A 25,728-nucleotide genomic window follows, 5' to 3' on the forward strand; every position below is an offset into this window, starting at 1 on the left:
GCGGCCAGGACCGCGGCGAGGGCGGCGTACTCGGTGCCGTGCAGGTAGGGCGCGGCGTTGCGCTCGATACCCGGGGTACTCCGGTTGGGCATGGTCATCGGCCTTCCATTCATCGGCCTTCCATCAGGACAACGGCGGAGGGGTGGGTAGGTCGGGGTCCGGCCCCGCCAGCAGCGTCTCGACGTACTTGGTGAGCCGGATCCCGGGTTGGTAGCGCAGCCGGTCGTGGTCGACGCCGTGACCGGCCAGGCCGCGCAGCGTCTGGAGCACCAGGTCGGCGCCGGCTGCCTGGGCGGCGGGGAAGCCGCCGGCGAAGCGGGCGTTGACCTCGGTGACCACCACTCGCGGGGTGCCGGGGTCGCGGACGAAGCCCTGCACGCAGCAGGGCCCGACCACCCCCACGGCCGCCAGGGTCGCCGTCGCGAGCGCGACCACCTCGGGGTCATGGAAGGTCGTCGACACCATCGCCAGACCGCCCTTGACCAGCAGTCGCCAGCGCGGGACCACCGACGCGCGGCCCTGCGCATCGACCAGGCAGTCCGCCGTCCACTCGCGGCCAGCCACGCGTTCCTGCACCACCGGGTCCGGCACGAGTCCACACAGGACCCGCGCCTGCGCTCGACTGCGGCAGAAGCGCACCCCCTGCGCTCCGTGGCCGCGGCGCGGTTTGACCACCAACCCGGTGTCCTCGGGCAGGTCGTGTAGTTGGTCGGGTAACCCGGTGCGGGGGGTGGGGATGCCGTGGGCGGCCAGAAGGGCGGCGAAGGCAGCCTTGTCGGCACACACCCGCACCGCCTCGGCGGTCGGGAGCCAGGTCCGCACGCCCACCTCGGCCAACACCTCGCGCATCGCCACCAGGTGCGGCAGCTCCGCCTCGACGGTGGAGATCAGCGCCTCCGGCCGCAGATGCCGGCACAGCTCCAGCAGGTGCGGTCCGAAGCACGGGTCGGTGGCGGGTGGGATCGTGCGCGGGGTGACCCCGGGCAACGCCAGGCCGGGGGCCAGCGGATGGGCGTCGGCGGCGATCACCGTGAGGCCGAGCCGGAGCAGGCTGCGGGCCAGGTCGAATCCGGGGGCCCCGCCGACCCCGGTCACCAGGATCCGTCGCAGCGGTGCCGCGGAGGTCACGCGCGCCCCTTTCCCTCGCCGGCCGGCGCGCCCGCGGTCTGGGGGGCGCGCAGCAGCGGCGCCCACCGGTCCGGGTGGGCGCGGTACCACTCCACGGTCTCGGCCAGCCCGTCCGCGAACTCCCGCACCGGGCGGTACCCCAGCCGGGTGATCTTGGTGCAGTCCATGGCGTAGCGCAGGTCATTGCAGCGGCGGTCCTCGACGAACTCGACGGCGCCCCAGTCGGCGTCGCAGGCGCGCAGGATCCGCTCGGTCAGCTCCCGGTTGGTCAGCTCCGTTCCGCCGCCGATGTTGTAGATCTCCCCTGGGACTCCCTCTCGCAGCACGACCTCGATGCCCTGGCAGTGATCGGTCACGTGCAGCCAGTGCCGCACGTGCTCGCCCCGGCCGTGCAGGGTGACCGGGTGGCCCTTGAGCAGCCGGGTGACGAACAGGGGGATGATCTTCTCCGGGTGCTGGCGCGGGCCGTAGTTGTTGGCGCTGCGCGTCACGCACACCGGGACCCCGAACGTGCGATGGTAGGACAGGGCCATCAGGTCGCTGGCTGCCTTGGACGCCGCGTAGGGCACGGTGGGCCGCAGCGGGTCGTCCTCGCTCGCGACCCCGGTGGGCACGGGCCCGTACACCTCGTCAGTGGAGACGTGCACGAACCTTCTCACCCCGTGCCGCATCGCCGCATCCAGCAGGATCTGGGTGCCCGCCACGTTGGTGGACACGAACCGGCCCGCCGCGGAGAACGAGCGGTCCACGTGGGACTCGGCGGCGAAGTGCACCACAGCGTCATGCTCGCCGACCACGGCGTCGACCAAGGCGTGATCGGTGATGTCGCCGTGCACGAACCGGAAGTGCGGCGCCAAGAACGCCTCGCCCAGGTTGTGGATGGAGCCGGCGTAGGTGAGCGCGTCCAGCACCGTCACCCGCCCGACCTCGCCGGCGGCGAGCAGACGTGTGACGAAGTGGGAGCCGATGAACCCGGCTCCCCCGGTGACGAGCACGTTGTTCCACACGATGACCTCCAGAGATCTCAAGGGGCGGGGCACCGATGAGCCTGGGCGCGTCGGACGTGGCGGGGCCGCAGGCCCACCCGTGGTGGCACCGCGGCGAATCACCTGGCGCGCCAGGGGAAGCGTGGGGGCGCGATCGTGACAATCCCTTGCGCCAGCCTCGGCCGGGGACTACTACAGGACCACGACCCCGGGCTTTGTGGAGGACCTCGTGACCGAGACGCCCAGCCGTCGCGACACCGCGCTGGCCTATTGGTTCTCCCGCAGCGGGCTGACCCAGCGTCGCCTCGCCGCCGAGGTCGGCAAGCGGGCACGCGCCGCAGGTCTGCGCATCCACCCTGACGGCACCCGGGTCCGGCGCTGGCTGGAGGGGGAACGCCCGCGCCCGCCGGTCCCCCAGTTCGTGGCGGAGGTGCTCTCCGCCCACTGCGGCCGCACCCTGACCCCCGCCGACCTCGGCCTGGACGACGACCAGCAGGACGACCTCGCCCGCTACCGCGGCCCCCACGACCTGCTCGCCACGCTCGCGCAGACCACGCCGCCGCCGCACCGCTCGACCGGCCTGCCCCCAGCGGCCGTGCCCTGGGAGCCGGAGCGGCTGCTGGAGGCGCTACACACCTGGGCGTTCACCACGGCCCGGCCGCTGCCGGCCCAGGCCGGCCCCGGGCAGCGCCTGGGCGAGGCCGACGTGGCTCGTATCCGCGACTGCACCGCGGCGTTCCGGGCACTGGACAACGCCCACGGCGGCGGCAGCACCCTGGCCGCCGCGGCCAGCCACCTGGCCGCGACGACCCATGCCGTCCGCGACGGCACCTACACCGACCGCACCGGCCGCCTGCTGCTGCGCGAACTCGCCGACCTCGCCGGCGTCGCCGGCTGGGCCGCCCACGACGCCGCCCACTGGCCACACGCCATCCGCTACCTCACCCTGGCCGTCCACGCCGCCCGGGACAGCGCCGACACCAACCTCACCGCACACCTACTCCAATGCCTGGCCCGTGTTTGGGGCTACCTCAAACGCCCCGACGTCGCCGCCGACTGCATCGCGCTCGCCCTCTACGGCTGCCGCCACCACGCCCAGCCCGCCCTGCGCGCCGGCCTTCACGCGCTCGCCGCCCGCTTCGCCGCCATGCAAGGCCAAACCGCCGAGGTCCTGCGCAACGTCAGCCAGGCCCAGGACATCTTCGACCACACCCCGAACGCTCCCGCCTACGTGGCCTACCTCGACGAACCCGAACTCGCCTCCACCCTCGGCGAGGTGATGCTGTTCCTCGCCCGCACCACCGGTGAAGCCCGCCACGCCACCACCGCGGTCACCCTGCTCGACGCGGCCGCGGCCCACCGCAACCCCACCCGGGTGCGCTCCCGCGCCTTCGACGCCATCGCCGCCGCCCGCGCCTTCGTCCTCGTCGGCGACGTCGACGCCGCCCACACCTACGCCCAACACGCCATCAACGTCGCCACCGGCCTGGACTCCACCCGGGTCAAACGACGCTTCCTCGACCTCGCCCACGAAATCACCCCAGCGGCGGGCACCAGCCCGAACGCGCGGGAACTCCGTGCCCAACTCTGCCTGGCCGCCGGCGTCACCGAACCCGACCAGTGGCAACAGGGCAACAGGTAACGGAGAGTGCGTCGAGGTGGCGTCGGTAGCAAAGGTCGTTGCGGTGCGTGACTCGAAGAACCCGACCGGTCCGGCGCTTGTCTTCGCGCCGGCCGTGTTCGCCGCGTTCGTGCACAGCGTGAAGGCCGGTCGGCTCGACCTGAGCTGACCGTGAGTATGCACTGAGGGCGGGGGCGGTCGGCCCCCGCCCTCGTTCGTTTGGCCCCTCGTTCGACAACCTGCCGTGGGGCACCATCGGGTCTGACTCGGTTCGAGGGGAGCAGTTGCGATGCGGGAGTCAGCAACTTCAGCAGTCACGAGGTGGCGCAAGTCCAGCCGCTCCAGTGGCAACGGCATGCAGTGCGTCGAGGTGGCGTCCGTTGTGGACGTCGCTGCGGTGCGTGACTCGAAGAACCCGTCGGGGCCGGCGTTGGTGTTCGCGCCGGCCGCGTTCACGGCGTTCGTCGACTCGGTGAAGGCTGGTCGGCTCGACCTGAGCTGACCCAGACGTGAACCGACGGCGGGGGCCAACCCGTTGGCCCCCGCCGCGTGGTCGGCTCAGGGTCCGTCCCATCCCCGTCGCGCCGAGGGAGGGTGGCGGACTCACTCAGGGCGTGGGGTCGCGCGGAAGTCGTCGGCGTGGTCCCGCGCCCAGTCCGCGAACGTGCGGGCCGGACGTCCGGTGACCTGCTCGGCCGTCGGCATCGGCGGCAACGCGGACGGCGTCCACTCCTCCTTCTCCTGCGGGTCGGCGGGCTCTCCCGAGTAGTCCTCGAAGCCGAGCAGGAAGTCCGCGACCTCCGCCGCGAACCCGCCCTGCCGCAGGTACAGCTCCCTGGCCCGCTCCGGCGTGACCACCTCGAACCGGATCTCCCGGCCGATCGCCGCGCCGATCGCCCGCACCTGCTCGGCGTGGCTGAGCAGCTCCGGCCCGTTGAGCGTGTAGGCGGCGCCGACGTGCCCGTCCTCCAGCAGCGCCGCCGCAGCGACGTCGGCGATGTCCTGTTCGTGCACCGGGAACCAGGCGGCGTCGGGGAACGGGTCCCGCACCACGTTCTGCTCCCGGATGGACGGACCCCACAACCACAACTTGTTGAGCATGAACTCGCCCGGTCGAACATGTGTCCACTCCAGACCGGACTCCTCGACGGCCCGCTCGACGGGCAGGTGGAACGCCGTGTCCTCACCCTGTGTCACCGCGCCCGAGGACAACACCACGACGCGGCGCACGCCGGCCTCCTTCGCGAGCGCGACCACCTCACGCGCCGTCTCCGGCACGGGGAACAGGTACAGGCGTTCGATGCCCGTGAACGCCTCCCGCAGCGAGGCCGGCTCGGCGAGGTCTCCCCGGACGAGTCGCACGTCCTGCGGTAACCCGGCCCGCTCCGGAGCGCGGGTGAGCGCCCGCACCTCCACTCCCGCCGCCAGGAGGCGGTTCACGACGATCCGGCCGATGTTCCCGGTCGCCCCAGTCACCAGAACTCTCATCTCGCCCTCCCGGAAATGTTCACGCGGTGCGTTCCGCGCCGGCACATCCTCAGCGCGGACAACCGTTTCGAGCAAACGCGAACACGCTGTTCACATCTGGCTCTGACCTGCGGTTACTACATTCCGTAATGTGCGAGGGCGCGTCTTTCATCGATGCTCTGAACTGGCCTGTTCCCGGATGTGAACAAATGACCGTCACGATGAGTGCCGGCCGATTCTCGGTGTGCCCGGCCCGAGGTGCGGCGGCGCGACGATCTCCCCGAGCCGTGGAGTGGCCGGAGCCACGGTGGCACCCGTTTCGCCGTCCGCGCCCACGGCAACCCTTGCCACGGGCAGGTCGTGACGAACCAGAAGAAACCGCAGGTGAGCGCCATGGTCGGCAAGAAGATGGAAGGCAACGAGGAGCAGCGCCGGCAGAAGGCCCGCGAGGCACGGGAGCGCGGCGCCACCCCGAGCGAGGAGCAGGTGACCCGGGGAGCCTCGAAGCAGCGGCACCACATGACGCGCGGGTCGCACGAAGAGCGGCTGGAGGGCATCCACCGCGGCAAGCAGCACGACGACTCGCCCGAGCCCGGCCCGCACTCGCGCTGAACGAGGCGCGCGGGACGACCCGCGGTCCCACCGTCACGACAGGACGGCGCGGACCGCGCACGAACGACGCCGGCCGCCCGGCCGGGGGAGCACGCAGGCGGAAGGCAGGCAGCGATGAGCAGTTTCTTCGGGCCGCCCGGCGGGTTCGGCCAGAGCCCCTTCGACGAGTTCCTCGCCCGCTTCTTCGGCGCGGGGGCACGTCGGGCCGCGCCCCGCGTCGACATCATCCGCCTGATGAGCGACCAGGCGCGGGAGCTGGTCTCCGCCGCCGTCCGGCAGGCCGTCGACTGGGGCGGCCCCGACCTCGACACCGAGCACCTGCTGTGGGCGGCCACCCAGCTCGACCCCACCCGCCAGCTCCTCGTCAGGGCCGGCGCAGACCCGGACGCCCTCGCCCGCGAGATCGAGAAGCAGGTCGCGCACCACGAGCGCCGCGAGGAGCCACCCGTCCTCACCCCGGCCGCGAAGCGGGCCATGCTCGACGCGCACCAGATCTCGCTCGCCCTCGGCCACTCCTACATCGGACCCGAGCACCTGTTGCTGGCGTTGGCGGCCAACCGCGAGTCCGGAGCCGGGCGGATGCTCGCCGACCTGCGGCTGACGCCCGAGACCCTGCGCCGCGCCGCCGCCGGCAGGGCCGCGCCCCCGGAGGAGCCGCGCCGCGCCGAGACGCCCACGCTCGACCAGTACGGCAGGGACCTGACCGAGATGGCGCACGCCGGCAAGATCGACCCGGTCGTGGGCAGGGACGAGGAGATCGAGCAGACCATCGAGGTGCTGTCCCGCCGCACCAAGAACAACCCGGTGCTCATCGGCGAGGCCGGGGTGGGCAAGACCGCGATCGTGGAGGGCATCGCCCAGCGCATCGTCGACGGCGAGGTGCCCGACGTGCTCGCCAACCGCCGCGTCGTGCAGCTCGACCTGACCGGCATCGTGGCCGGCACCCGCTACCGAGGGGAGTTCGAGGAACGCATCAAGAAGGTCATCGACGAGCTGCGCGAGCACGGCGACGAGGTGATCGCCTTCCTCGACGAGCTGCACACCGTCGTCGGCGCGGGCGGCGGCGAGGGCGCGATGGGAGCCGGCAACATCCTCAAACCTGCGCTGGCCAGGGGCGAGCTGCACATCATCGGCGCCACGACCCTCGACGAGTACCGCAAGCACATCGAGAAGGACCCCGCCTTCGAACGCCGCTTCCAGCCGATCCTGGTGCCCGAGCCGTCCGTCGAGGACACCATCGCCATCCTGCGCGGCCTGCGCGACCGGTACGAGGCCCACCACCAGGTGCGCTTCACCGACGAGGCGCTGGTCGCCGCCGCCGAGCTGGCCGACCGCTACATCACCGACCGGTTCCTGCCCGACAAGGCCATCGACCTCATCGACCAGGCCGGGGCCAGGGTCCGGCTGCGCACCCGCCGGCCCGCCACCGACCTGCGCGACCTCGAACGGCAGCTCGAACAGCTCCGGCGCGACAAGGACCAGGCCGTCGCCGACGAGCAGTACGAACGGGCCAGCTCCCTGCGCGACCAGATCGCCGAACTGTGCCGGCGCGTCGACGAGCTGCGCGGCGAGGGCCGGCCCTCCAGCATCTCCCAGGTCACCGAGAACGACATCGCCGAGGTCGTCGCCAGGGCCACCGGCATCCCGACCAGCCAGCTCACCGAGGAGGAGAAGGACCGGCTGCTGCGGCTGGAGGAGCACCTGCGGCAGCGGGTCATCGGCCAGGACGAGGCCGTCGAGGCCGTCGCCGAGGCCGTCCGGCGCTCCCGGGCCGGGCTGGGCGACCCGAACCGGCCCGTGGGCAGCTTCCTGTTCCTCGGCCCGACCGGGGTCGGCAAGACCGAGCTGGCCCGCGCCCTCGCCGAGGCGCTGTTCGGCGACTCCGACCGGATGGTCCGGGTGGACATGAGCGAGTTCGGCGAGCGGCACACCGTGAGCCGGCTCGTCGGCGCGCCGCCCGGGTACGTCGGCTACGAGGAGGCGGGGCAGCTCACCGAGACCGTGCGGCGGCACCCGTACTCCGTCGTCCTGCTCGACGAGATCGAGAAGGCCCACCCCGACGTCTTCAACATCCTGTTGCAGGTCCTCGACGACGGGCGACTCACCGACGGGCAGGGCCGCACCGTCGACTTCAAGAACACCGTCCTCATCATGACCAGCAACGTCGGCGCCGAGGCGATCGCCGGCGGCGGACCGATCGGCTTCGGCAGCGCCCGCTCCGAGGACCGCCAGGCCAGCGACCTGCGGGACCGGGTCATGTCCCGGCTGCGGGACACCTTCCGCCCCGAGTTCCTCAACCGGATCGACGAGATCATCGTCTTCCGCCGGCTCGACCGCGACCAGCTCCGCCGCATCACCGAGCTGCTGCTGGAGGAGACCCGGCGACGGGTGCACGCCCAGGACATCACCGTCGACTTCACGCCCAGGGCCGTCGACTGGATCGCCGAGCACGGCCACCAGCCGGAGTTCGGCGCGCGGCCCATGCGCCGCACCATCCAGCGCGAGATCGACAACGAGCTGTCGCGGATGCTGCTCGACGGCCGGCTCTCCCGTGGACAGCACGTCACCGTCGACCAGCGCGAGGACCGCCTCGCCTTCGACGTGACCACGCGGGAGTCCTCCGACGCCACCGTGGGCGAGTCCTGACTCTCCTCAGCACCGCCGCTCTCCTCCGGCCGTCCTCAGTGCCCGCGGAGAGCGGCCGCCCTACCCACCCGCCGTGATCAGCGACCTTCCCCGTGTCGGTGTCTCGGTCTCGGTGCGGGTATCGGTCGGCGGCAGGGTGCGGGTCTCGGTGTGGCTCCGTGTCTCGGTCTCAGTCTTGGTCTTGGTCTTGGCCAGCGTCAGGGTCGGGGTCTCTCCCTGTCTGCCAGGGCTCCACGTCGAACAGGCCCTCCGTTCGCGCCCGCACGACGAAGAGCTGGTCGAACCCCTCCTCGGGACGTGGGGGAACCAGTCGCTTGAGCGTGGCGAAGAAGCCCACGTCAGGTACCCGCTCGCGCCCTTCCCTGGCGGCGTTGCGGGCGAGCATCGTCGGCACGTCCGGCGGGAACCAGTACCCGACCACGCGGGCGTGGAAGGACCTCGCCAACGTGATGATCCGCTGTCGCTCCTCCACCGACGGGTTCGTGTTGTCCACGACGACCGAGGCGCCTCGGGCCAGCGCCGACTCGATCAGCGCGTGCTGCCGGACCTCCTTGCGCCGGACGTTGCGCATCAGGTCCTTGCTCACGTGCAGATGGGTGTCCGCGAACCGCTGACGGAAGAACGTGCTCTTCCCCGAGGCCTGGAGCCCGACGAGGACGACGACCTCGGGCCGGTCCTCAGCCCGACTTCCCCCCTGGTCTCTGGCGGTCACGGTGGCTCCTCGGGTTTCACGGACGTCGTACCCGATCTCGCCGCCGGTGGCCGGTGCGACGGGGTTCCAGGGCGGCGGAGCACCGGGGCACAGGTGGATGGGGCGACCGCCGGCCGTGTCCGTGCGGGCCATCCACACCGCGTCCGGCCACGGTACGTGCTGGAAGCCCCGGAGCCGCGCCCGACTCAACGGAATGCCGCACACCGTCTGGTGGCACGAGGGGTCGTCATGGGGTGGGGTGGTGGCGGCGGGCGCGGGCGGCGGCGGGGTTGTGGGCCATGAGGAGGAGTTCCTGGTCGGGGGTGGGGTGGCCCTCGGCCATGGCGATCTCGGCGCGGACGAGGTCGTCAAGCTCGGCGATGCGGCGGTGGATGGCGTCCAGGTCAGGTGTGTGGTCGGGGTGTTCGCCGCGGCGGGCCCGCGCGAAGGGGTTGCTGGGCCAGAGGCCACCGCTGAGCCGGCCGTAGCAGCCCAGGGTTAGGAGCGCGAGGCCCGTCGTGAGGCAGAGGCACAGCCGGGGAAGCGGGAGCGCGACGCGGTGCCAGACCCCGAGGACGAGCAGAGCGCACAGGCAGGCCAGGACTAGGAGAGCGCCCACGAGCGCTTCAACCGTCGAGGCGGTGGCCCCGCCCAGGGTGCTGGCACCGAGGAGCACAACCCCGAGCAGCACGATCCCGGCCGCCACGGCGGGACTGGGGGAGTGGTGAAACATCCCGTCGTGGTGGGTGAGGACCAGGCCAGTGCCGCCGAAGCCGACGAGCTTCGCGCCGAACAGCCAGCCTCCGAACCGGTAGACCTTGCTGAGGGGGTGCTCCGGCGGGAGGTAGGGGGCCATGCGCATCTCGGTGGGCCTACCGGTGCATCGGGTCGGGGCCGGCCTCGTCCTCGGGCTCGGCGGCGTGGGCGATCCGCTCGGACGGCGCGGGGGCGTGCACCGGCTTCCCGGTCAACCCGACGTGCGCCTCCAGCCGCATCCGCTCCGACATGTGCGGGTAGTGCAGCTCGAACGCGGGGCGCTCGGACCGGATCTTCGGCAACGCCAGGAAGTTGTGCCGCGGCGGCGGGCACGAGGTGGCCCACTCCAGCGAGTTCCCGAAACCCCACGGGTCGTCCACGTCGACCGGCGTCCCGTACCGGTAGCTCTTGAAGACGTTCCACAGGAACGGGAGCACGGACAACCCGAGCACGAACGAGCCGATCGTCGAAATGGTGTGCAACAGCGTGAAGCCGTCGCTGGGCAGGTAGTCCGCGTACCGACGTGGCATCCCCTCGGCCCCGAGCCAGTGCTGGATCAGGAAGGTCCCGTGGAAGCCGAGGAACGTGAGCCAGAAGTGGAGTTTGCCCAGTGGCTCGTCGAGGAGTCGGCCGGTCATCTTGGGGAACCAGAAGTAGATCCCGCCGAACGTCGCGAACACGATGGTGCCGAAGAGCACGTAGTGGAAGTGGGCGACCACGAAATAGGTGTCGGTGACGTGGAAGTCGACGGGCGGCGCGGCCAGCAGGATGCCGGAGAGCCCGCCCAGCAGGAACGTGAGGAGGAACCCGAGCGCCCACAGCATCGGGGACTCCAACGTGATGGCGCCCTTCCACATGGTGCCGATCCAGTTGAAGAACTTCACGCCCGTGGGCACCGCGATCAGGAATGTGGTGAGCGCGAAGAAGGGCAGCAGAACGGCTCCGGTCGCGTACATGTGGTGCGCCCAGACGACCACGGACAGCGCCGCGATCGTGATGGTGGCCAGGACCAGGCCCTTGTAGCCGAAGATGGGCTTGCGGCTGAACACCGGGATGATCTCGGTGATGATCCCGAAGAACGGCAACGCGACGATGTAGACCTCGGGGTGCCCGAAGAACCAGAACACGTGCTGCCACAGGATCGACCCGCCGATCGCCGGGTCCAACGCGTGCGCGCCCAGGTGCCGGTCGGCCAGCAGACCCAGCAGCCCGGCCGTGAAGATGGGGAACGCGATGATCACCAGGATGCTGGTGATGAGGATGTTCCAGGTGAACAGCGGCATCCGGAACATCGTCATGCCTGGCGCGCGCAGGCAGACCACCGTGGTGATCATGTTGACCGCGCCGAGGATGGTGCCGAGGCCGCTGACGACGAGCCCGGCGTTCCACAGGTTGCCGCCCGTGCCCGGCGAGTGCTCCGCGTTGGACAGCGGCGTATACGCGAACCACCCGAAGTCGGCCGCTCCGCCGGGAGCGAGGAATCCACTCACCGTGAGCACTCCACCGAACAGGAACAACCAGTAGGACAACGCGTTGAGGCGCGGGAAGGCGACGTCCGGCGAACCGATCTGCAACGGCAGGATGTAGTTGGCGAACCCGAACACGATCGGCGTCGCGTAGAGCAACAGCATGACCGTGCCGTGCATCGTGAAGAGCTGGTTGAACTGCTCGTTGGACAGGAACTGGAGCCCCGGCCGCGCGACCTCGGCCCGGATGAACAACGCCATCACACCGCCGAGCAGGAAGAACGCGAAGGCGGTGATGATGTAGAGGATGCCGATGGCCTTGTGGTCCGTCGTCTTCAGGAACGACACCAGCCGGGAGCCCTTGCCCCATGACCCGCTGCGGTAGCTGAGCGAGATCGGTGTGCGCGCCACAGTCGTCACCGAGCACCTCCACGGTCACCACGCTTGCCGACAGCGCACCCTGACTACCCCACGACCGCATCCCGAACGTCCGCCTTCACCGCATCCGGTGGGTGAGGATTCCGCGTTCTCCCGGGGGCGCGCCGAGCGGATTCTCACCACCCGTGACCAATGGACCTGATCGGCTTTGACGCAGCAGGGGGAAACACGACGAGAAGGGGAGATTCGACGCGCACGGGCCGCCCGAGCCGGCCGGCGTCAGCGTTTCAGCTCTCCCGGACGGGGGAACTTTACCCTCCCAACCGTGTGAGACACGGTGCACGGCCGGCGCGTGGCAGGAGGACCAGATGAGTCAACGCGACCACGGAAACGGGTCGAACGGGGCGAAGATGCCCTCCGACGTGGGTTCCCACCTGTCGCTGTTCGACCGGTTCGCCACCATCGCCAACGCGTTCGTCTCCCGGGCGTGGTTCTTCGTCCTGTGCCTGCTCATGGTGTTGCTCTGGGCGCCGTCCTACTTCCTCATCGGTGACGTCGACACGTGGCAGCTCATCATCAACACCGTCACCACCATCGTCACGTTCCTGCTGGTCGCCCTGTTGCAGAACACCCAGAAGCGGGGCGAGGACGCGTCTCAGCAGAAGCTGAACGCCATCGCGGACGCGCTCGCCGACCTGATGGGCGAGCTGGCCCGCGACCACCCCTCCCTGCGCCGCGACTGCCGGGAGCTGCGCGACGCGGTCGGACTGGAGGACCGGGAGGGCGCATAGCGGCAGAGCCTGGCCGACACCGCACGTCGCGCGCGGGATGGGACGGCGCGTCACCCTGGTGGGGTCGATCCGACTCCCGGGAGGCCACGATGGACGTGGTGGCGCTGATCGGACGCGTGCTGTTCGTCCTGCTGTTCCTCGGCTCCGCCCTCAACCACCTGACCCACACCTCCGCCATGACCGCGTACACCGAGTCGAAGGGCGTGCGCCCGGCCCGCGCCAGCGTGCTCGGCAGCGGTGTCTGGATGGCGGTGGCCGCGGTGCTGGTCCTGCTCGGTCTGTGGGGCGACCTCGGCGCGTTGATGCTGGTCGTGTTCCTGCTCCCGAGCGCGTTCCTGATGCACGCGTTCTGGCGTGAGCGGGACGGCCAGACGCGGTCGATGGAGCAGACCCAGTTCCTCAAGGACCTCGCGCTGGCCGGCGCCGCTCTGCTGGTCTTCGTGCTGTTCCGCTCCGGTGAGATGGGGCTGACCGCCACGTCGCCCCTCTTCGGCACGAACTGACCCGGAACCGGACGCGGGACCTTCGGCCCGGACGGCGACGGACCTTCACCGCTCCCCGCGCACGGCGCTGCTTCCTAACGTCACTGATGTTTCGCCCCGCCACGGGGAAACCCGACGGGCGTGACGGAACCGATGGCAGGGGAGGAAACCCGATGAGCTACGTGCGCTGGTTGGACCAACTCGACGGGACCGATGTGGGGATCGCGGGCGGACGAGGCGCGTGCCTGGGCGAGCTGGTGGCGACGGGCTGGCCGGTGCCGGCCGGGTTCGTCGTCACCACGGAGTCCTACCTGCGGTCGCTCGCCGACTCCGGGAGCAGGGAGGAGCTGCGGCAGACGTGGCGCGCGGCCACGGCGGTCGTGGGCCAACCGGACCAACTGGCGGAGCAGTGCCGCCAACTCGTGTCGATCGTGCGCACGGCGGGCATGTCCGGCCCGGTGCGGCAGGCGGTGCTGGACGCCTACCACCACCTGGGTGAGAACGCGTGGGTGATCGTGGGTTCCTCCGTGGTGGCGGGGGACGGCGGTCAGGTCGTCGCCGAGGTCGGGGACGACCCCGTGGCCGAGGTTCGCGGGGACGAGGCGTTACTCCGCGCGGTGCGCGACCGGTGGGCCGCGCTGTTCCGGCCCGAGGCTGTCGCGCGCCGCGTGCGGAGCGGTCGCAGGGACGAACCGCTGGTCGCCGTGATCGTGCAGCGCGGCGCGGGCCGGCCCACGAGGGAGACCGAGAACGGCACCGCCGGCTCCGCTGGCACCGCTGGCGGACGGGCCGCCCTCGTGTCGGTGGACCTCGAAGGCGTGGTGATCGAGGGACGCAGGGGCTGACCTGCCACGCCGGTTCCCCGAGTGGCGGCGACGCGGTCGCCCCGCACCCGCGGGGCCGGCGCGCACCGCCCGTCACCGCGTCGGGACCACCGCGGGCAGGTCGTTCGGCGACGCCGCGGCGGAGGCGTCCGCGCTCGGGCGGGCGCGGTCGGTGGGAGCCGGGGGCGAACTCGACGTCGACGGCGGAACGGTGACCGTGACGGTGACGGTCTGGGGCGGCGGGGTGACGGTCACGGTCGAGACGAGGACGGTCACCGCCGGCACGTCCACTCCCGCGCGGAACTGGGCGTCGGCCCTGCCCTGCGCCATGGCGTCGAGGCGCCCCTGGGCGTCCGCGTCGACCCGTCCCCGGGCGTTGGCGTCGAGCTGGGCCGACGGCCCGCCGGTGATGGTGACCCCGGCCTGCGGGGTGCCCCCGATGTTGGCGTTGACCGTGGGGTTGCCGTCGACGCGCAGCGTGGGGTGGGGCAGTTTCAGGGGCGGCGCGTCGACGTGGATCTTCGGCTCGGCCTCGACACGGCCGGAGAACTCGTGCCGCACGGTGACGGTCGGGTGGGACGAGGCGACCAGCGCCGCCGCGGCGACGCCGACCACCCCGAGGGCGACCAGCCGGCTCGTGGTGTTCATGGTTTCCCCCAAGGTCGATGATGACACGGGCGAGACCGGCGGCGGCCGGCGCCCGTGACTACTTGATCATGTCAGCGGGCGCCGACAGAACGCACCCGAAATCACCGGCGTGGCGTCGATCTGTCATCAGGGACACGAGAAGAACGCGCTCGGGCGGACACGTGGCACCTGGCGCGGGACGTTCTCCGTCCACTGTGGTCTGGCTGCGCGGCGACGCCTGAAAGAAGCCGAGAACGGTCCTGTTCCTTCTCGGTCAGGAAAGGGACAGAGATCTCGACTGCCCGACCAGAGGACGACAAACGGTTTTCATCTCTCGTCGGGGACGGTTCCGTCAATCGGGACGACAGACGCGGCCGAGAACCGCCAACCCACGATCGACGATCAACAACCGGCACCCGGCGGCTGCGGCCTCGCGTCCGGCTCACTCCCGCCTGTCCGTGTTCGCCGTGTCGGGCGGGCGCAGCCGGCCGGCCGCCGTCGGGGTGACCACGACGACCGGGCACGGGGCGTGGTGGACGCAGTACCCGCTCGTCGACCCGAGGAGGGCGGCCATCATGCGACCGTGGCCGTGACTGCCGACCACCAGCAGCGTCGCGTCCTCCGCGGCCGCGCACAGCACCGGCCCCGACTCGCCGTACGCCACGACCTGGTCGACCGCGACCCGGGTGGAAGGGGTCCTCGCCTCGTTGACGGCCTCCGCCACCAGCGCCCGGTGCTGGTCCATGAGGGCGTCCGCGCCGGCGAGGTCGGAGACCGGCAGCGGCACCGACGACGGCAGCACCGGCGAGACCGGGCAGACCGAGACGGCGCGCACCCTGGCGCCCACCTCCTCCGCGTACTCCAGCGCCCAGCGCAGGGCCGCGACACCGCGCGGGGAGCCGTCGACCCCCACGACCACGATCCTCTCCCGTGTCGTCATCGCGGGCTCCCTTCCCTCGGCGCGCTCCGACCGTCCGACAGTCCCTGCTCCCGACACCAGGGTGACCGGGCGGGGCCGGGTCGGACAGGGGAGGAGGTCCCGCACGACACCCCTGGAGGACGACGACGCGTCGCGCCCCGACCGTCCTCACCGGAGGCGGTCGGCGACGAGGTGCGGCAAGACCCGGCCGAGTCGGGACCTTCGCCCATGGGCGGGCACTCCCCGGATGGACCAGGGTGGACCCAGCGACCGGGCGAGGGACCCGGACCCGATCACCACCCGGAGGGGGGTACGCCGTGAACGCGGTTCCCGAGGCCCTGGGTCTGCGGCCGGACCAGGTCGAGGCGGTGCTCGCGGCCGCGGGGGCGGCCCCCTCCGTGCATAACACCCAGCCCTGGCGGTTCCGGGTGACCTCGGAGGGCATCGAGCTGCACGCCGACCCGACGCGTCGGCTGCCGGTGGTGGACCCGGAGGAGCGGGAGCTGCACCTGTCGTGTGGCGCGGCGCTGTTCAATCTGCGGGTCGCGTTGGAGTCCTTCGGCGTGCGCCCCCTGGTCAGCGTCGTCCCGGACCCGGCGCGCCCAGAGTTGGTGGCCGTGGTGCGCCGGGGAGGTCTCGCCCGGCCGGACCAGCAGCGGGACGCGCTGGTGCGGGCGGTGCCGCTGCGTCGGACCAACCGGCTGCCGTTTCGGGATGAGCCCGTCCCCGCTGGTCATCGTCAGGCGTTGGTCCGGGCCGCGCAGGCGGAGCGGGCCTGGCTGCACGTGGTCGAGGACCGCACCGAGCGCGCCCGGCTGCGGACGATGGCCGCGCGGGGCCACGAGACGTTGTGGGCGGACCCCGCGTACCGGGCCGAGCTGACGCGTTGGACCGGAGGCGAGTCGGGCCGGACGGACGGTGTTCCCGCGTCGGCTGGCGGGCCTCGGGCCGAGCCGCAGGACGAGTGGGTGTTGCGGGACTTCACCGGGGGGCACGCCCGACCACGCGCGGCGGGCAAGGACTTCGAGGCTGACCCGCTGCTGGTGGTGCTCTGCACGTTCTATGAGGGGCGGTTGGCCGAGGTGCAGGCGGGTCAGGCGATGGAGCGCGTGCTGTTGACCGCCACCTCGCTGGGCCTGTCGGCGTCGTTCCTGTCCCAGGTGGTGGAGGTGCGACCGGTGCGCGAGGAACTGCGACGCCTGCTCGGAGGAGGCTTGGAGCCCCAGATGCTGTTGCGGATCGGATTCGGCTCCCCGGTCCCGGCGGTGCCACGACGCCCGGTGGCCGACCTGCTGGTGCAGGACAGCAAGGTCGGTTGAACCGGTTCCCGGGCGGGAGCGGTGCCCCCCGGCCGCTCCCGCCCACCACGCGTCAAGACGCGCCGAGGCGCGCCCAGAATGTCCACAAAGGACCGACATTCGTCCGCAGAGGACGATGAGAAGGAAGCATGCTCGCCAAGGACATCATGACCTCTCCCGTCGTCACCGTCGGGCCGGACTCGTCGTCGGCGACGGCGGCCGCGCTGCTCACGGAGCACGGCCTCACCGCGCTGCCGGTCGTCCGGGACGTCGACCATCTCGTCGGCATCGTCACCGCGTCCGACCTGCGGCGGGGACGCGCCCTCCGCGCCTCTTCACCCCAGGACGACGACCCAGAGCGCCCCGACGAGTCGGTGCGCGGCACCGTGGGCGAGGTGATGACCACCCCGGTGTGCGCGATGGAGCCGGGCAGGGACGTCGCGGACCTCGCCAGGGCGATGCTGGAGGAGGGGATCAGCAGCATCCCCGTCGTCGAGGGCTCCCGTGTCGTCGGCATCGTCACCGCTCGTGACCTCATCCGCGTCCTGGCCAGGGACGACACCGCGATCGCCGCCGACGTCCGCCACCGCCTGGTGATCTACGGCGGTTTCGACCGCTGGACCGTGCGGGTCGAGCACGGCGTCGTCACCGTCGAGGACGAGTTCGACGACCCCACTGAACGACACGTGGTCACCGTGCTGGTGCTGACCGTGCCGGGCGTGCGTGACGTGCGGGTCCGGCCGGTCGCCCGCGTCCCCGCTCAGCGCTGAACCCCCTCGCGCCGCCGCGTGTCCTGATCGGCATCCCGCGGGGCCGGGCCGGTCCGGGGCGGGTGATCGCGGACAAGGGTTGCTCCAGTCGCGCCCACTCCCTTCGTCGGCGTGACATCCGTGCCGCCATCTCCGAACACCGGGACGTTCGAGTCCACTATGTCCGCCGTGGCCGGATCGGCGCCCGCCCACCCACCTACGATCCCGTGATCTACCGCGCCACACCGTGGTCGAACGCTGCTTCGACCGGCTCACGCGGTTCCGCCTTATCGCCACCCGCCATGACAAGACCGCCATCTCCTACTGAGGGATCGATCTGGCCACCCTGCTCATCCGGGCTTGAGGACAGGCCTAAGACGTGTCCTCGAAGCTGGTGCGGCTGATCTGGGGTGATCCCGAGGCATGCTCCGCAGGCACGAGTTGCCCGGCGAGCAGTGACAGACGCGCGAAGGGACGTCCGCGAGCGGACGAGGCGTCGCATGATCAACGGGATGGCTGTTCACCGCGAAGACGGGTGTGGCATGGCGCGAACTGTCGGAACGGCATAAGCCCTGGGCGGGGAGTTGACAACCGGTTCTGGCGGTGGTCACGCATCGGAACCCTGTCCCCTCTGGTGACAGGGGTGGCGGGTGGTCGCCGAGGTGATCAACGAACGCGCCCGGGAGGTCTCGGTCGACTTCAGCACCGCGCGCCCACCAGTACACCGCCGGCGTGAACCAGACGATCACGCCATCGGCTGCTCCCGCGGCCTTCGACCCCGCCGCCTACCCACGCCACACCACACCGTGGTCGAACCTGCTTCAACCGGCTCACCCGGTTCCGCCTTATCGCCACCCGCTACGACAAGACCGCCACCTCCTACCGAGGCGTGATCGATCTGGCCACCCTGCTCATCTGGCTGGGAGGACAGGCCCTGGGGCGTGTCTGGTGGATCTTGATGTTGGGGTCCGGCGGAATCCTGGTTTCTAGGCAGGGAGTTGGGTGTGGGATGCGGCGCGGGGCGGTGTGGGAGCTGTTGTTGCCGGACCGGTCGCCGTGTCAGGGCGGCCAGGTGGCGTGATCAGGCCTCAGGTGATCGAGGGCATCGCCTACAAGGACCCGATTGTGCCCCTGGCGGGAGATGCCGGAACGGTTCGAGCCGTGACAGACGCTGACGGCGCGGTCTTGCTCCCCGTGACACGGGGGCTGGTCGCATCACAGGTCTCCACAGGTCTCCGACCGCGGAGCTGGACGATCATGCCCTTGGTCGCTCCTGCGGTGGACCCACCACGACGATCCCTCTCGCCTGCGACGGCCAGCGTCGGCCACTGTCGGTGTTGTTGACCGGCGGCAATGTCAACGCCCGCGCCATGTTCGAGGACGTGCTGGCAGGCGAGCGGCTCCGGGGGCCGGGGCCGGGCCGGTCCGGTCCGGCCCGGTCCGGGGCGGGTGATCGCGGACAAGGGTTGCTCCAGTCGCGCCCACTCCCTTCGTCGGCGTGACATCCGTGCCGCCATCTCCTACTGAGGGATCGATCTGGCCACCCTGCTCATCCGGGCTTGAGGACAGGCCCAGCGGCCTCGCATTGGCCTTGATCGCCTCATGGTGCGGAAGGCCGTGGAGTCGGCGCGTGGCGCGGTTCTCCGATCGCCACCGCTGTGCAGCCTCCCGTCGAAGAACTCTCCGAGTGGAGGGGCCGGGCCGTTGGTCCCGGTCGACTGGGGACCAAAGTGTGCGGAGCGCGGTCGGCGCCGCACCTAGCGTGGTCAGCGGGACCATCGAGGGAGGACCGTCATGACGGCGTTCACCACGACTCCGCCCACCGGCGTTCGCGCGGTGCTCGCGGACGGGCGGGTGGCGGTGGTGCGGCGGCTGGGGCCGCCCGACCGCGCCGAACTCACCCGCCTGCACGCCGAACTCCCGGAGCGCGACCAGTTCCTCCGGTTCTTCACCATCCGCCCGGTCGGGCTCGACGCGATGCTCGCCCGGCTCGTGGAACCGGCGGACGCGCAGCGGCTCGCGCTCGGCGCGTTCCTGGACGAGCGGCTGGTGGGGGTCGCGCACTTCGACGTGCTCGCCGACCCGACCGAGGCCGAGGTCGCGCTGGTCGTGGACCACCGGCAGCAGGCCCACGGCGTGGGCACCCTGTTGCTGGAGCACCTGGCCTCCGCCGCCAGGGAGCGGGGAATCCGCCGGTTCGTCGCCGAGGTCCTCGCCGAGAACGCCCGGATGGTGCGGGTCTTCACCGACGCGGGGTTCCCGATGACGACGCGGCGTGAGGAGGGGTGCCTGCACGTCGTCCTGTCGCTGGACCCGGTGGAGGCGTACCTGGAGGCCGTCGGTGAACGGGAGAGCCACGCCGGCGTGGCCAGCCTGTCCGCCCTGCTGCGTCCCCGCTCGGTCGCCGTCGTCGGTGCCAGCCGTCGGCGGGACGCGATCGGCAACGCGGTGCTGCGCGGCATCCTGTCGGGAGGGTTCACCGGGGCCTGCTACGCCGTCAACCCGCACGCCAGCGAGGTCGAGGGGATTCCCGCCGTCCCCTCGGTCCGCGACCTGCCGTCCACAGTGGACCTCGCTGTGCTGTGCGTTCCCGCCGAGGCCGTGCCGGAGGTCGCTGAGGAGTGCGGGCGGCACGGCGTCCGCGCCCTCGTGGTCATCAGCGCGGGCATCACGCAACGCCAAGACCTCGCCGACGGACTGCTGGCCGCCGTGCGCCGCCACGGCATGCGGCTGGTGGGACCCAACTGCCTGGGCGTGGTCAACACCGAGGCGTCGGTCCGCCTGGCCGCGACGTTCTCCGGCGGGGAGGTCCCGGCCGGCCGCGTCGGCGTCGTCACGCAGTCCGGCGGCATGGGCATCGCGCTGCTCGACCAGCTCTCCGCGGTCGGGCTCGGAGTGTCCACTCTGGTCTCCACAGGGGACAAGTACGACGTGAGCGGCAACGACCTGCTCATGTGGTGGCGGCGCGACGCCGACACCGACGTGGCCGTGCTCTACCTGGAGTCCTTCGGCAACCCGAGGAAGTTCGCCCGGCTCGCCCGACGGCTGGCCGCGCGCAAGCCGGTCGTCGCCGTGCGGACCGGGACCAGCGAGGTCGCGCGGAGGGCCGCCGCCTCCCACACCGCCGCGACGGCCACCCCGGCCGCGACCAGGGACGCGCTGTACGAACAGGCCGGGGTCATCGCGGTGGAGGACCTGAGCGAACTGCTCGCCGTGACCTGTGCCCTGAGCTGGCAGCCCCTGCCGAAGGGGTCGAGGGTCGCGGTGGTCAGCAACGCCGGCGGCGCCGGCGTGCTCGCCGCCGACGCCTGCGCCCGGCACGGGCTCGACCTGCCGGAACTCGATCCCCGAACGCGGGACGCCCTGCGCCGGCTGGTGCCGGATCACGCCAGTGTCGCCAACCCGGTGGACACCACGGCCGGGGTGACCGACGAGGTCTTCGTCCGCTGCCTACGCGCGGTGCTCGACGACCCCGGCGTGGACGCCGTGCTCGTCCTGGCCGCGCCCACGGCGGTCACGAACCCCGTCGACGACGTGGCCTCGGCCGTGGCCGACAGTGACAAACCGGTCTTCGCGGTCCACGTCGGACAGCTCGACGTGGTGCGGCCCCTCCGCCCGTCCGGCCCCGGCCGCGTGGTGCCCGCCTTCGCCGACCCGGCCGTGGCCGCCCGGTCGCTCGCGGCCGTCGCCCGGTACTCGGCGTGGCGGGAGCGGCCGACCGGCGCCGTTCCCGACCTGCCGGACATCGACCTGGACGCGGCCCGCGACCTGGTCGCCGACCACCTCGCCACCCACCAGGACGGCGGTTGGCTGGACCCGGTGTCGACCCTCCGCCTGCTCGGCCACTTCGGGCTCCCGGTGACTCCCGGGACGGTGGTGGCCGACGCCGACGAGGCCGTCGCCGCGGCCAGGGGATTCCTCGGGCCGGTCGCGGTCAAGGCCGTGGCCACCGGCCTGCTCCACAAGAGCAGGGGCGGGGGAGTGGTGCTCGGCGTGCGGGGCGACGCCGAGGTGCGCGCCGCCGTGACCCGGCTGCGCTACCGGTTCGGCGAGGACCTGACCGGGGTGTTGGTGCAGCCCATGGTGGAGCCCGGCCGGGAACTGCTGGTGGGCGTGCACAACGACGGTGTGTTCGGCCCGCTGGTCGTCCTGGGGTTGGGCGGGGTGGACACCGATCTGGTGGCCGACCGCACCTGCCGACTGGTTCCGCTCACCGACCGGGACGCCGCCGAGATGCTCGGGCAGCTCCGGTGCGCGCCCGCCCTGCTGGCCGAGCAGATGGCCCGCCGGTTCGACGCTCCGGCCGTGCTCGACGTGCTGTTGCGGGTGGGACGGCTGGCCGACCTGCTCCCCGAGGTGGCCGAGCTGGACCTCAACCCGCTCGTCGTGCACGGCACCGGGGCCGTGGTGGTCGACGCCAGGGTCCGCCTCGAACCCCGCCCGTCCGTCGACCCGTTCCTGCGGCGCCTCCGGGCGTGACCGAGAACCATCCAGACGGGCGGCGGGGTGTGACCTGCGGGAACGGTGTGGGCCGTGAAAGAGGTGTCGACAGCCGGTTCTGGCGGTGGTCGCGCACCGGAACCCTGACCACTCTGGCGAGGCGGGCACGGGTGATCGCCGAGATCATTAACGAACTCGACCGGGAGGTCTCGGTCGACTTCGCATCGTGCGCGCGTGTGACGGGCATGGTCGACCACTGTCGGTCGTGTTCACGGGCGGCGGTGTCAGCGACACCACCCTGTTCGAGGGTGTTCTGGCCGGTATCCGGGTCACCCGCGCGGTCGGGCGCTGGCGTGCCATGTCGGGCGGGTGTTCGCGGACAAGGGCTACTCCAGCCGTGCCGACCGTGGACACCTGGCCCGACGCGGCATCAGATCGACAAGCAACACATCGTGGTCGAGCGCCGCTTCAACCAGCTTCAGCAAGATCGTGCGATCACCCGTCATGGCAGGACGGCCCTGTCCTGTCGAGCTGTGATCGATCTCGCCACCCTCACGATCTGCCCTTTTGGGTGAGTGGACGCGGTGTGACGTGCTCCTGGCCGACCGCCGTGTTGGGTGCCAGGCCACGTCCGTTGTGGAACGGTTGACCGGGAGGCGACACCCGGCGACTCAGCGGTCCTGATCCCCGTCCTTGGGGCGGCCTCCCGGGTGACGGTGCCGCCAGATCCAGAACACCGTGCAGGACAGGATCGCCCATGCGGCGAGCACCAGGAACGGGAAGAGCTGCTGGTGGCCCCGGAAGTAGACGGCGGTGTGCTGGGCGTTGACGGACGCGCCCGGCGGAAGCCAGCGGCCGATGTGGCCGAGCACCGACGGCAGCAGGGGCCAGGACACCGCGCCGCCGGAGGACGGGTTGCCGATCAGCACCATCACGCCCCACGTCGGCAGGATCGCCCACCGCCCGATGAGGGTGTTGAACATCGTGAAGACCATGCCCGAGGTGAACATCGTCAACGCGAGGATCAGCCAGGACTCGACGAAGGGCAGGTCGAGGGCGCCGAGCACCCAGTCGACGGCTACGGCGATGGTGAAGCCGCCGAGCAGGGAGTACGCGGCGGTGAAGGCGATGCGTTCCCCCGGGTTGAGCCCGCTCGCGTGGACGCCGAGCTGGATGGCCCCGACGAAGCCGAGGATCACGGCGGCCAACGAGATGTAGAACAACGCCAGGCCCCGGGGGTCGCCCCGCTGGAGCGGCTTGATGTCCCTGACCTGGACCGGGATGCCGGTGTTCTGCCCGACCCTGGTCCCGGCCTCGGCGAGGAGCTGGGCCACCGACGCCCCGGACGCTCCCGACACGTCCAGCTCGATCCCGTCCTGACGCACGGTGATGATCCCGAAGATCTTCTGCTCCTCCACCGCGTCGCGGGCCTGCTCCGGGGTGTCGTAGGGGCGGAGGTCGAGCGCGGCGTTCAGCGCGCGCTCCATCATCTCGACGAAGACCACGCCGCGGGGGTCGTCCCGCGCTCCGACGACGCCGGCGGGGATGCGGTGCGGCGTGGGGTTGGCCATGGTGTAGGTGTAGGAGCCCGCGAACAGGCCGGCCACGGTGGCGAGGATCAGCACGAGCACCGACGCCGGGAGGAACGGCGAGTCCCGGAACCTGCGCCAGCGCTCGGCCATCGCGCCACCTCCCTGGCGCGGGTCGCGGTCGCTCCGGCTGCCGGACTGATCGGCCATGGGGGCAGGCTTACACCATCGCCGACGCGGGAAACCGGACCGACCAGCCGAGCGTCGGCGCGGAGTCGGACTTCCACCCGATGGGGGCGGACGCCGTCCGACGCGCTCGGTCACCGTCGGCTGCCGTCGGGCGGGAGCGGGTGTGGCCGGGAAGGCAGGGTCTTGGGTCCCGACGTCGGGCGGGAGCGGGTGTGGCCGGGAAGACAGGGTCTTTAGTCCCGACCTGCGGGCCTTTCGCCGCTGCTCGCCTGCCGTCGAACCCACCTACTGTCGAGGGACAGACCGCTCGCGGGAGCGCGGTGACCGGCGGCGCGTACGCCCGTCGGCCCGCGCGGGCGCGGCGGACGGGCACCAGGAGGACGAGATGACGAACAGGAACGTGGGCCACCCCGTCGTGGTGGGAGTCGGCGACCCGACCGACCGGGAGGTCGTGCGGTGGGCCGCCGCCGAGGCGGTCCGCAGGGGCGTCGGGCTCCGTCTGGTGCACGGCTACGTCGTGATGCCGTACACCATGGACCAGTACGTGCCCGACGCGGACACGATGGCGCGGCGCGCTGGCGAGGCCGTCATGGACGTGGCGGAGGCAACCGCGCGGGAGGCCTTCCCCAACCTCGCGGTGACCACGGTCCTGACCTACGGCCAGCCGGAACTCGTGCTCTTGGAGGAGTCCGCGAACGCCGCGCTGGTGGTCGTCGGCACCCACCCCCACTCCGCCCTCACCGAGACCGTGTTCGGCTCGCGCGCCGGCGGCCTCGTCAGAGACGCGGCCTGCCCGGTCGTGGCCGTGCCGCCCGACTCGGCGGCGTCGGACCGGACGGGGCCGGTGGTGGTCGGCGTGGACGGCAGCCCCGCCTCCCAGGCCGCGCTGGGCTTCGCGTTCGACGCGGCGTCGCGCCGCGGTGTCCCGCTCCGCGTGGCGCACTACTGGTACGGCGAGCTGACCGACGTCGAGAGGGTCGAGGCCAGGCAGGACCACCACATCCTCCTGGCCGAGTCGCTCGCCGGGTACCGGGAGCGCCACCCCGACGTGTCGGTCAGTTTCGAGGCGCGGGCCGCTGACCCCGTCGAGGCGCTTCGCGCTGAGTCGGCGAGCGCCTGCCTGCTCGTGCTCGGCACGCACGGGCTCGGCCGGCTGGCCAGCGTGCTGCTCGGCTCCGTGAGCCGGGACCTGGTCCGGTCCGCCCGGTGCCCCGTGGCTGTGGTCCGACCGCAGGGTGAGAAGGCGGAGCGTCCTTCCCGCCTCGCGAACAACGCCGCACCGCGCACCGACTGACCACTGTGGACAACCACGAAGATGGTGCGGACGACGGAACACCTGTCCCGTCGTCCGCACCACGTGGTGATCAGCGGCCAGACCGGTGTTCCACTCTCCGCTTCGCGGAACGGATCAGGAGTTCGCGGCGTTGGCCTGCTTGATGAACTCCATCTGCGCCGGAGTCGACCCACCATAGTTCTCCTCGATCTGCCCGGCGTTCTCCTCGTACATCCTGGTACAGCGAGTCCCACAGGCCCGGTTCGCCGCCGTGGAACTGCTCCAGCGACCCCATCCACTCCCTGGCCAGCTCACGGCCCTCGGCGCTGGTCGGGTCGGTCCCCGCGCCGATCGCCGCCTGCACGCGACCGATCAGGTCCGGCCACTGCCGCTCGACCTCGGCGATGGCCTGCTCACCCAGCTTCTACCACCGGTGGCGCCGCCGGATCACCGCAGAGTGCATCGAGCCGGAGCTGGCCATGCCTGGAGGCCACGCCGCTGGCCGAGCTGATCTCGGCCGGTTCGCCATCCCCGCGCGTGCGGTGCCGATGGCCTGGTCGTGAACCGGGCCAGGTCAAGCAGGGAGGCATCCCCGCGCGTGCGGGGCCGATGTGGTGCGGAGCCTCCAGGACTCCCGGACTTCCGAGGCATCCCCGCGCGTGCGGGGCCGATGCCGTTCTGGCGTGCACAGTGGACGAACACAGAGAGGCATCCCCGCGCGTGCGGGGCCGATGCTTTCTGGCCTGGCACTTTGTCTCAGGGGTGGCTGCTTTGCACATGTCCACGTGAAACCGTAGTACGGGAGTGGCGGGTCGAGGTCGTGTGGCGTGGAGCGCCTGTCGTTCGGCTGGGTACG

Annotated in this window: 21 protein-coding genes and 2 pseudogenes; 13 read left to right on the forward strand and 10 right to left on the reverse strand. The window is 71.6% G+C overall.

The window, feature by feature from the left end; translation table 11 throughout:
- Nucleotides 1-123: 123 nt before the first annotated feature.
- Nucleotides 124-1,128 carry an ATP-grasp domain-containing protein gene (locus tag LX15_RS24745; RefSeq protein ID WP_253672054.1) on the reverse strand — a complete coding sequence of 335 codons (1,005 nt, stop codon included), beginning with the start codon at nucleotides 1,126-1,128 and terminating at the stop codon, nucleotides 124-126.
- A complete protein-coding gene (gene rfbB / locus LX15_RS24750) occupies nucleotides 1,125-2,156 on the reverse strand; it encodes a dTDP-glucose 4,6-dehydratase (RefSeq protein ID WP_253672055.1) in 1,032 nt (343 codons plus the stop codon). Before rfbB ends, LX15_RS24745 begins: the two co-directional genes overlap by 4 nt.
- Before the next feature lie 187 nt (nucleotides 2,157-2,343).
- Here rfbB and LX15_RS24755 point away from each other — a divergent pair, with 187 nt between their 5' ends.
- The 3 genes from LX15_RS24755 to LX15_RS24765 all read left to right on the forward strand — a co-directional run bounded on the left by LX15_RS24755 (nucleotide 2,344) and on the right by LX15_RS24765 (nucleotide 4,237).
- Nucleotides 2,344-3,756, forward strand: coding sequence for an NsdA family TPR-like regulatory protein (locus tag LX15_RS24755; RefSeq protein WP_253672056.1), 1,413 nt, complete (start codon nucleotides 2,344-2,346; stop codon nucleotides 3,754-3,756).
- A gap of 43 nt (nucleotides 3,757-3,799) precedes the next feature.
- Entirely contained in the window at nucleotides 3,800-3,904 is a 105-nt protein-coding gene (locus tag LX15_RS24760) for a DUF397 domain-containing protein (protein ID WP_308213517.1), read from the forward strand.
- 120 nt (nucleotides 3,905-4,024) lie between these two features.
- A complete protein-coding gene (locus LX15_RS24765) occupies nucleotides 4,025-4,237 on the forward strand; it encodes a DUF397 domain-containing protein (RefSeq protein WP_253672058.1) in 213 nt (70 codons plus the stop codon).
- Between the two features lie 101 nt (nucleotides 4,238-4,338).
- Here LX15_RS24765 and LX15_RS24770 read toward each other — a convergent pair whose 3' ends face one another.
- Complete coding sequence (locus LX15_RS24770) at nucleotides 4,339-5,223, reverse strand: NAD(P)H-binding protein (protein ID WP_253672059.1); 885 nt, start codon at nucleotides 5,221-5,223, stop codon at nucleotides 4,339-4,341.
- A gap of 339 nt (nucleotides 5,224-5,562) precedes the next feature.
- Here LX15_RS24770 and LX15_RS24775 point away from each other — a divergent pair, with 339 nt between their 5' ends.
- Nucleotides 5,563-5,814, forward strand: a complete 252-nt coding sequence (locus LX15_RS24775) for a hypothetical protein (protein WP_253672060.1) — start codon at nucleotides 5,563-5,565, stop codon at nucleotides 5,812-5,814.
- Nucleotides 5,815-5,928: 114 nt separating this feature from the next.
- The gene (locus LX15_RS24780) at nucleotides 5,929-8,460 is read left to right on the forward strand and encodes an ATP-dependent Clp protease ATP-binding subunit (protein ID WP_253672061.1); all 2,532 of its coding nucleotides are present in this window, start codon (nucleotides 5,929-5,931) and stop codon (nucleotides 8,458-8,460) included.
- Between the two features lie 169 nt (nucleotides 8,461-8,629).
- On the opposite strand, the gene LX15_RS24785 is transcribed toward LX15_RS24780, so the two are convergent.
- The 3 genes from LX15_RS24785 to ctaD all read right to left on the reverse strand — a co-directional run bounded on the left by LX15_RS24785 (nucleotide 8,630) and on the right by ctaD (nucleotide 11,793).
- A complete protein-coding gene (locus LX15_RS24785; protein ID WP_253672062.1) occupies nucleotides 8,630-9,172 on the reverse strand; it encodes an AAA family ATPase in 543 nt (180 codons plus the stop codon).
- A gap of 226 nt (nucleotides 9,173-9,398) precedes the next feature.
- A complete protein-coding gene (locus LX15_RS24790; RefSeq protein WP_253672063.1) occupies nucleotides 9,399-10,013 on the reverse strand; it encodes a DUF4383 domain-containing protein in 615 nt (204 codons plus the stop codon).
- Nucleotides 10,014-10,023: 10 nt separating this feature from the next.
- Nucleotides 10,024-11,793: an aa3-type cytochrome oxidase subunit I gene (gene ctaD / locus LX15_RS24795; protein ID WP_253672064.1), complete on the reverse strand. Its 1,770-nt coding sequence runs from the start codon at nucleotides 11,791-11,793 to the stop codon at nucleotides 10,024-10,026.
- Nucleotides 11,794-12,119: 326 nt separating this feature from the next.
- Between ctaD and LX15_RS24800 the strand changes: the two genes are divergently transcribed.
- From LX15_RS24800 to LX15_RS24810, 3 genes are all read left to right on the forward strand, one after another.
- The gene (locus LX15_RS24800) at nucleotides 12,120-12,542 is read left to right on the forward strand and encodes a low affinity iron permease family protein (RefSeq protein ID WP_253672065.1); all 423 of its coding nucleotides are present in this window, start codon (nucleotides 12,120-12,122) and stop codon (nucleotides 12,540-12,542) included.
- Between the two features lie 89 nt (nucleotides 12,543-12,631).
- Nucleotides 12,632-13,045, forward strand: a complete 414-nt coding sequence (locus LX15_RS24805) for a DoxX family protein (protein ID WP_253672066.1) — start codon at nucleotides 12,632-12,634, stop codon at nucleotides 13,043-13,045.
- 152 nt (nucleotides 13,046-13,197) lie between these two features.
- A complete protein-coding gene (locus LX15_RS24810; RefSeq protein WP_253672067.1) occupies nucleotides 13,198-13,869 on the forward strand; it encodes a PEP/pyruvate-binding domain-containing protein in 672 nt (223 codons plus the stop codon).
- Nucleotides 13,870-13,941: 72 nt separating this feature from the next.
- Here the strand turns inward: LX15_RS24810 and LX15_RS24815 are convergent, their stop codons facing one another.
- Nucleotides 13,942-14,496 carry a hypothetical protein gene (locus LX15_RS24815; protein WP_253672068.1) on the reverse strand — a complete coding sequence of 185 codons (555 nt, stop codon included), beginning with the start codon at nucleotides 14,494-14,496 and terminating at the stop codon, nucleotides 13,942-13,944.
- A 421-nt stretch (nucleotides 14,497-14,917) separates the two neighbouring features.
- On the reverse strand, nucleotides 14,918-15,415 hold the full coding sequence (locus LX15_RS24820; RefSeq protein WP_253672069.1) for a universal stress protein: 498 nt from the start codon (nucleotides 15,413-15,415) through the stop codon (nucleotides 14,918-14,920).
- 296 nt (nucleotides 15,416-15,711) lie between these two features.
- On the opposite strand from LX15_RS24820, the gene LX15_RS24825 reads away from it, so the two are divergent.
- The 4 genes and pseudogenes from LX15_RS24825 (at nucleotide 15,712) to LX15_RS24840 (ending at nucleotide 21,920) form a co-directional block, all read left to right on the forward strand.
- Complete coding sequence (locus tag LX15_RS24825) at nucleotides 15,712-16,713, forward strand: Acg family FMN-binding oxidoreductase (RefSeq protein ID WP_253672070.1); 1,002 nt, start codon at nucleotides 15,712-15,714, stop codon at nucleotides 16,711-16,713.
- 128 nt (nucleotides 16,714-16,841) lie between these two features.
- Nucleotides 16,842-17,462: a CBS domain-containing protein gene (locus LX15_RS24830; protein ID WP_253672071.1), complete on the forward strand. Its 621-nt coding sequence runs from the start codon at nucleotides 16,842-16,844 to the stop codon at nucleotides 17,460-17,462.
- A 1,238-nt stretch (nucleotides 17,463-18,700) separates the two neighbouring features.
- Nucleotides 18,701-18,959, forward strand: a pseudogene (locus LX15_RS24835) (IS5 family transposase); the annotation flags it as partial.
- A gap of 276 nt (nucleotides 18,960-19,235) precedes the next feature.
- The gene (locus LX15_RS24840) at nucleotides 19,236-21,920 is read left to right on the forward strand and encodes a bifunctional acetate--CoA ligase family protein/GNAT family N-acetyltransferase (RefSeq protein ID WP_253672072.1); all 2,685 of its coding nucleotides are present in this window, start codon (nucleotides 19,236-19,238) and stop codon (nucleotides 21,918-21,920) included.
- Between the two features lie 632 nt (nucleotides 21,921-22,552).
- Here the strand turns inward: LX15_RS24840 and LX15_RS24845 are convergent.
- Nucleotides 22,553-23,620: an ABC transporter permease gene (locus LX15_RS24845; protein ID WP_253672073.1), complete on the reverse strand. Its 1,068-nt coding sequence runs from the start codon at nucleotides 23,618-23,620 to the stop codon at nucleotides 22,553-22,555.
- 364 nt (nucleotides 23,621-23,984) lie between these two features.
- Here LX15_RS24845 and LX15_RS24850 point away from each other — a divergent pair, with 364 nt between their 5' ends.
- Nucleotides 23,985-24,893: a universal stress protein gene (locus LX15_RS24850; protein ID WP_253672074.1), complete on the forward strand. Its 909-nt coding sequence runs from the start codon at nucleotides 23,985-23,987 to the stop codon at nucleotides 24,891-24,893.
- 232 nt (nucleotides 24,894-25,125) lie between these two features.
- Here LX15_RS24850 and LX15_RS33665 read toward each other — a convergent pair.
- Nucleotides 25,126-25,293: pseudogene (locus tag LX15_RS33665) on the reverse strand (TipAS antibiotic-recognition domain-containing protein); the annotation flags it as partial.
- Nucleotides 25,294-25,728: the final 435 nt, after the last annotated feature.

The sequence above is a fragment of the Streptoalloteichus tenebrarius genome (genome assembly GCF_024171885.1).
In the GTDB taxonomy this organism is placed as follows: Bacteria; Actinomycetota; Actinomycetes; order Mycobacteriales; family Pseudonocardiaceae; genus Streptoalloteichus; species Streptoalloteichus tenebrarius.

Coding starts and splice junctions, on each gene's coding strand:
- LX15_RS24845 (WP_253672073.1), bottom strand. CDS start 23,620: ATGGCCGATCAGTCCGGCAGCCGGAGCGACCGCGACCCGCGCCAGGGA.
- LX15_RS24810 (WP_253672067.1), top strand. CDS start 13,198: ATGAGCTACGTGCGCTGGTTGGACCAACTCGACGGGACCGATGTGGGG.
- LX15_RS24820 (WP_253672069.1), bottom strand. CDS start 15,415: ATGACGACACGGGAGAGGATCGTGGTCGTGGGGGTCGACGGCTCCCCG.
- LX15_RS24800 (WP_253672065.1), top strand. CDS start 12,120: ATGAGTCAACGCGACCACGGAAACGGGTCGAACGGGGCGAAGATGCCC.
- LX15_RS24805 (WP_253672066.1), top strand. CDS start 12,632: ATGGACGTGGTGGCGCTGATCGGACGCGTGCTGTTCGTCCTGCTGTTC.
- LX15_RS24850 (WP_253672074.1), top strand. CDS start 23,985: ATGACGAACAGGAACGTGGGCCACCCCGTCGTGGTGGGAGTCGGCGAC.
- LX15_RS24780 (WP_253672061.1), top strand. CDS start 5,929: ATGAGCAGTTTCTTCGGGCCGCCCGGCGGGTTCGGCCAGAGCCCCTTC.
- LX15_RS24815 (WP_253672068.1), bottom strand. CDS start 14,496: ATGAACACCACGAGCCGGCTGGTCGCCCTCGGGGTGGTCGGCGTCGCC.
- LX15_RS24790 (WP_253672063.1), bottom strand. CDS start 10,013: ATGCGCATGGCCCCCTACCTCCCGCCGGAGCACCCCCTCAGCAAGGTC.
- LX15_RS24765 (WP_253672058.1), top strand. CDS start 4,025: ATGCGGGAGTCAGCAACTTCAGCAGTCACGAGGTGGCGCAAGTCCAGC.
- LX15_RS24770 (WP_253672059.1), bottom strand. CDS start 5,223: ATGAGAGTTCTGGTGACTGGGGCGACCGGGAACATCGGCCGGATCGTC.
- LX15_RS24840 (WP_253672072.1), top strand. CDS start 19,236: ATGACGGCGTTCACCACGACTCCGCCCACCGGCGTTCGCGCGGTGCTC.
- LX15_RS24830 (WP_253672071.1), top strand. CDS start 16,842: ATGCTCGCCAAGGACATCATGACCTCTCCCGTCGTCACCGTCGGGCCG.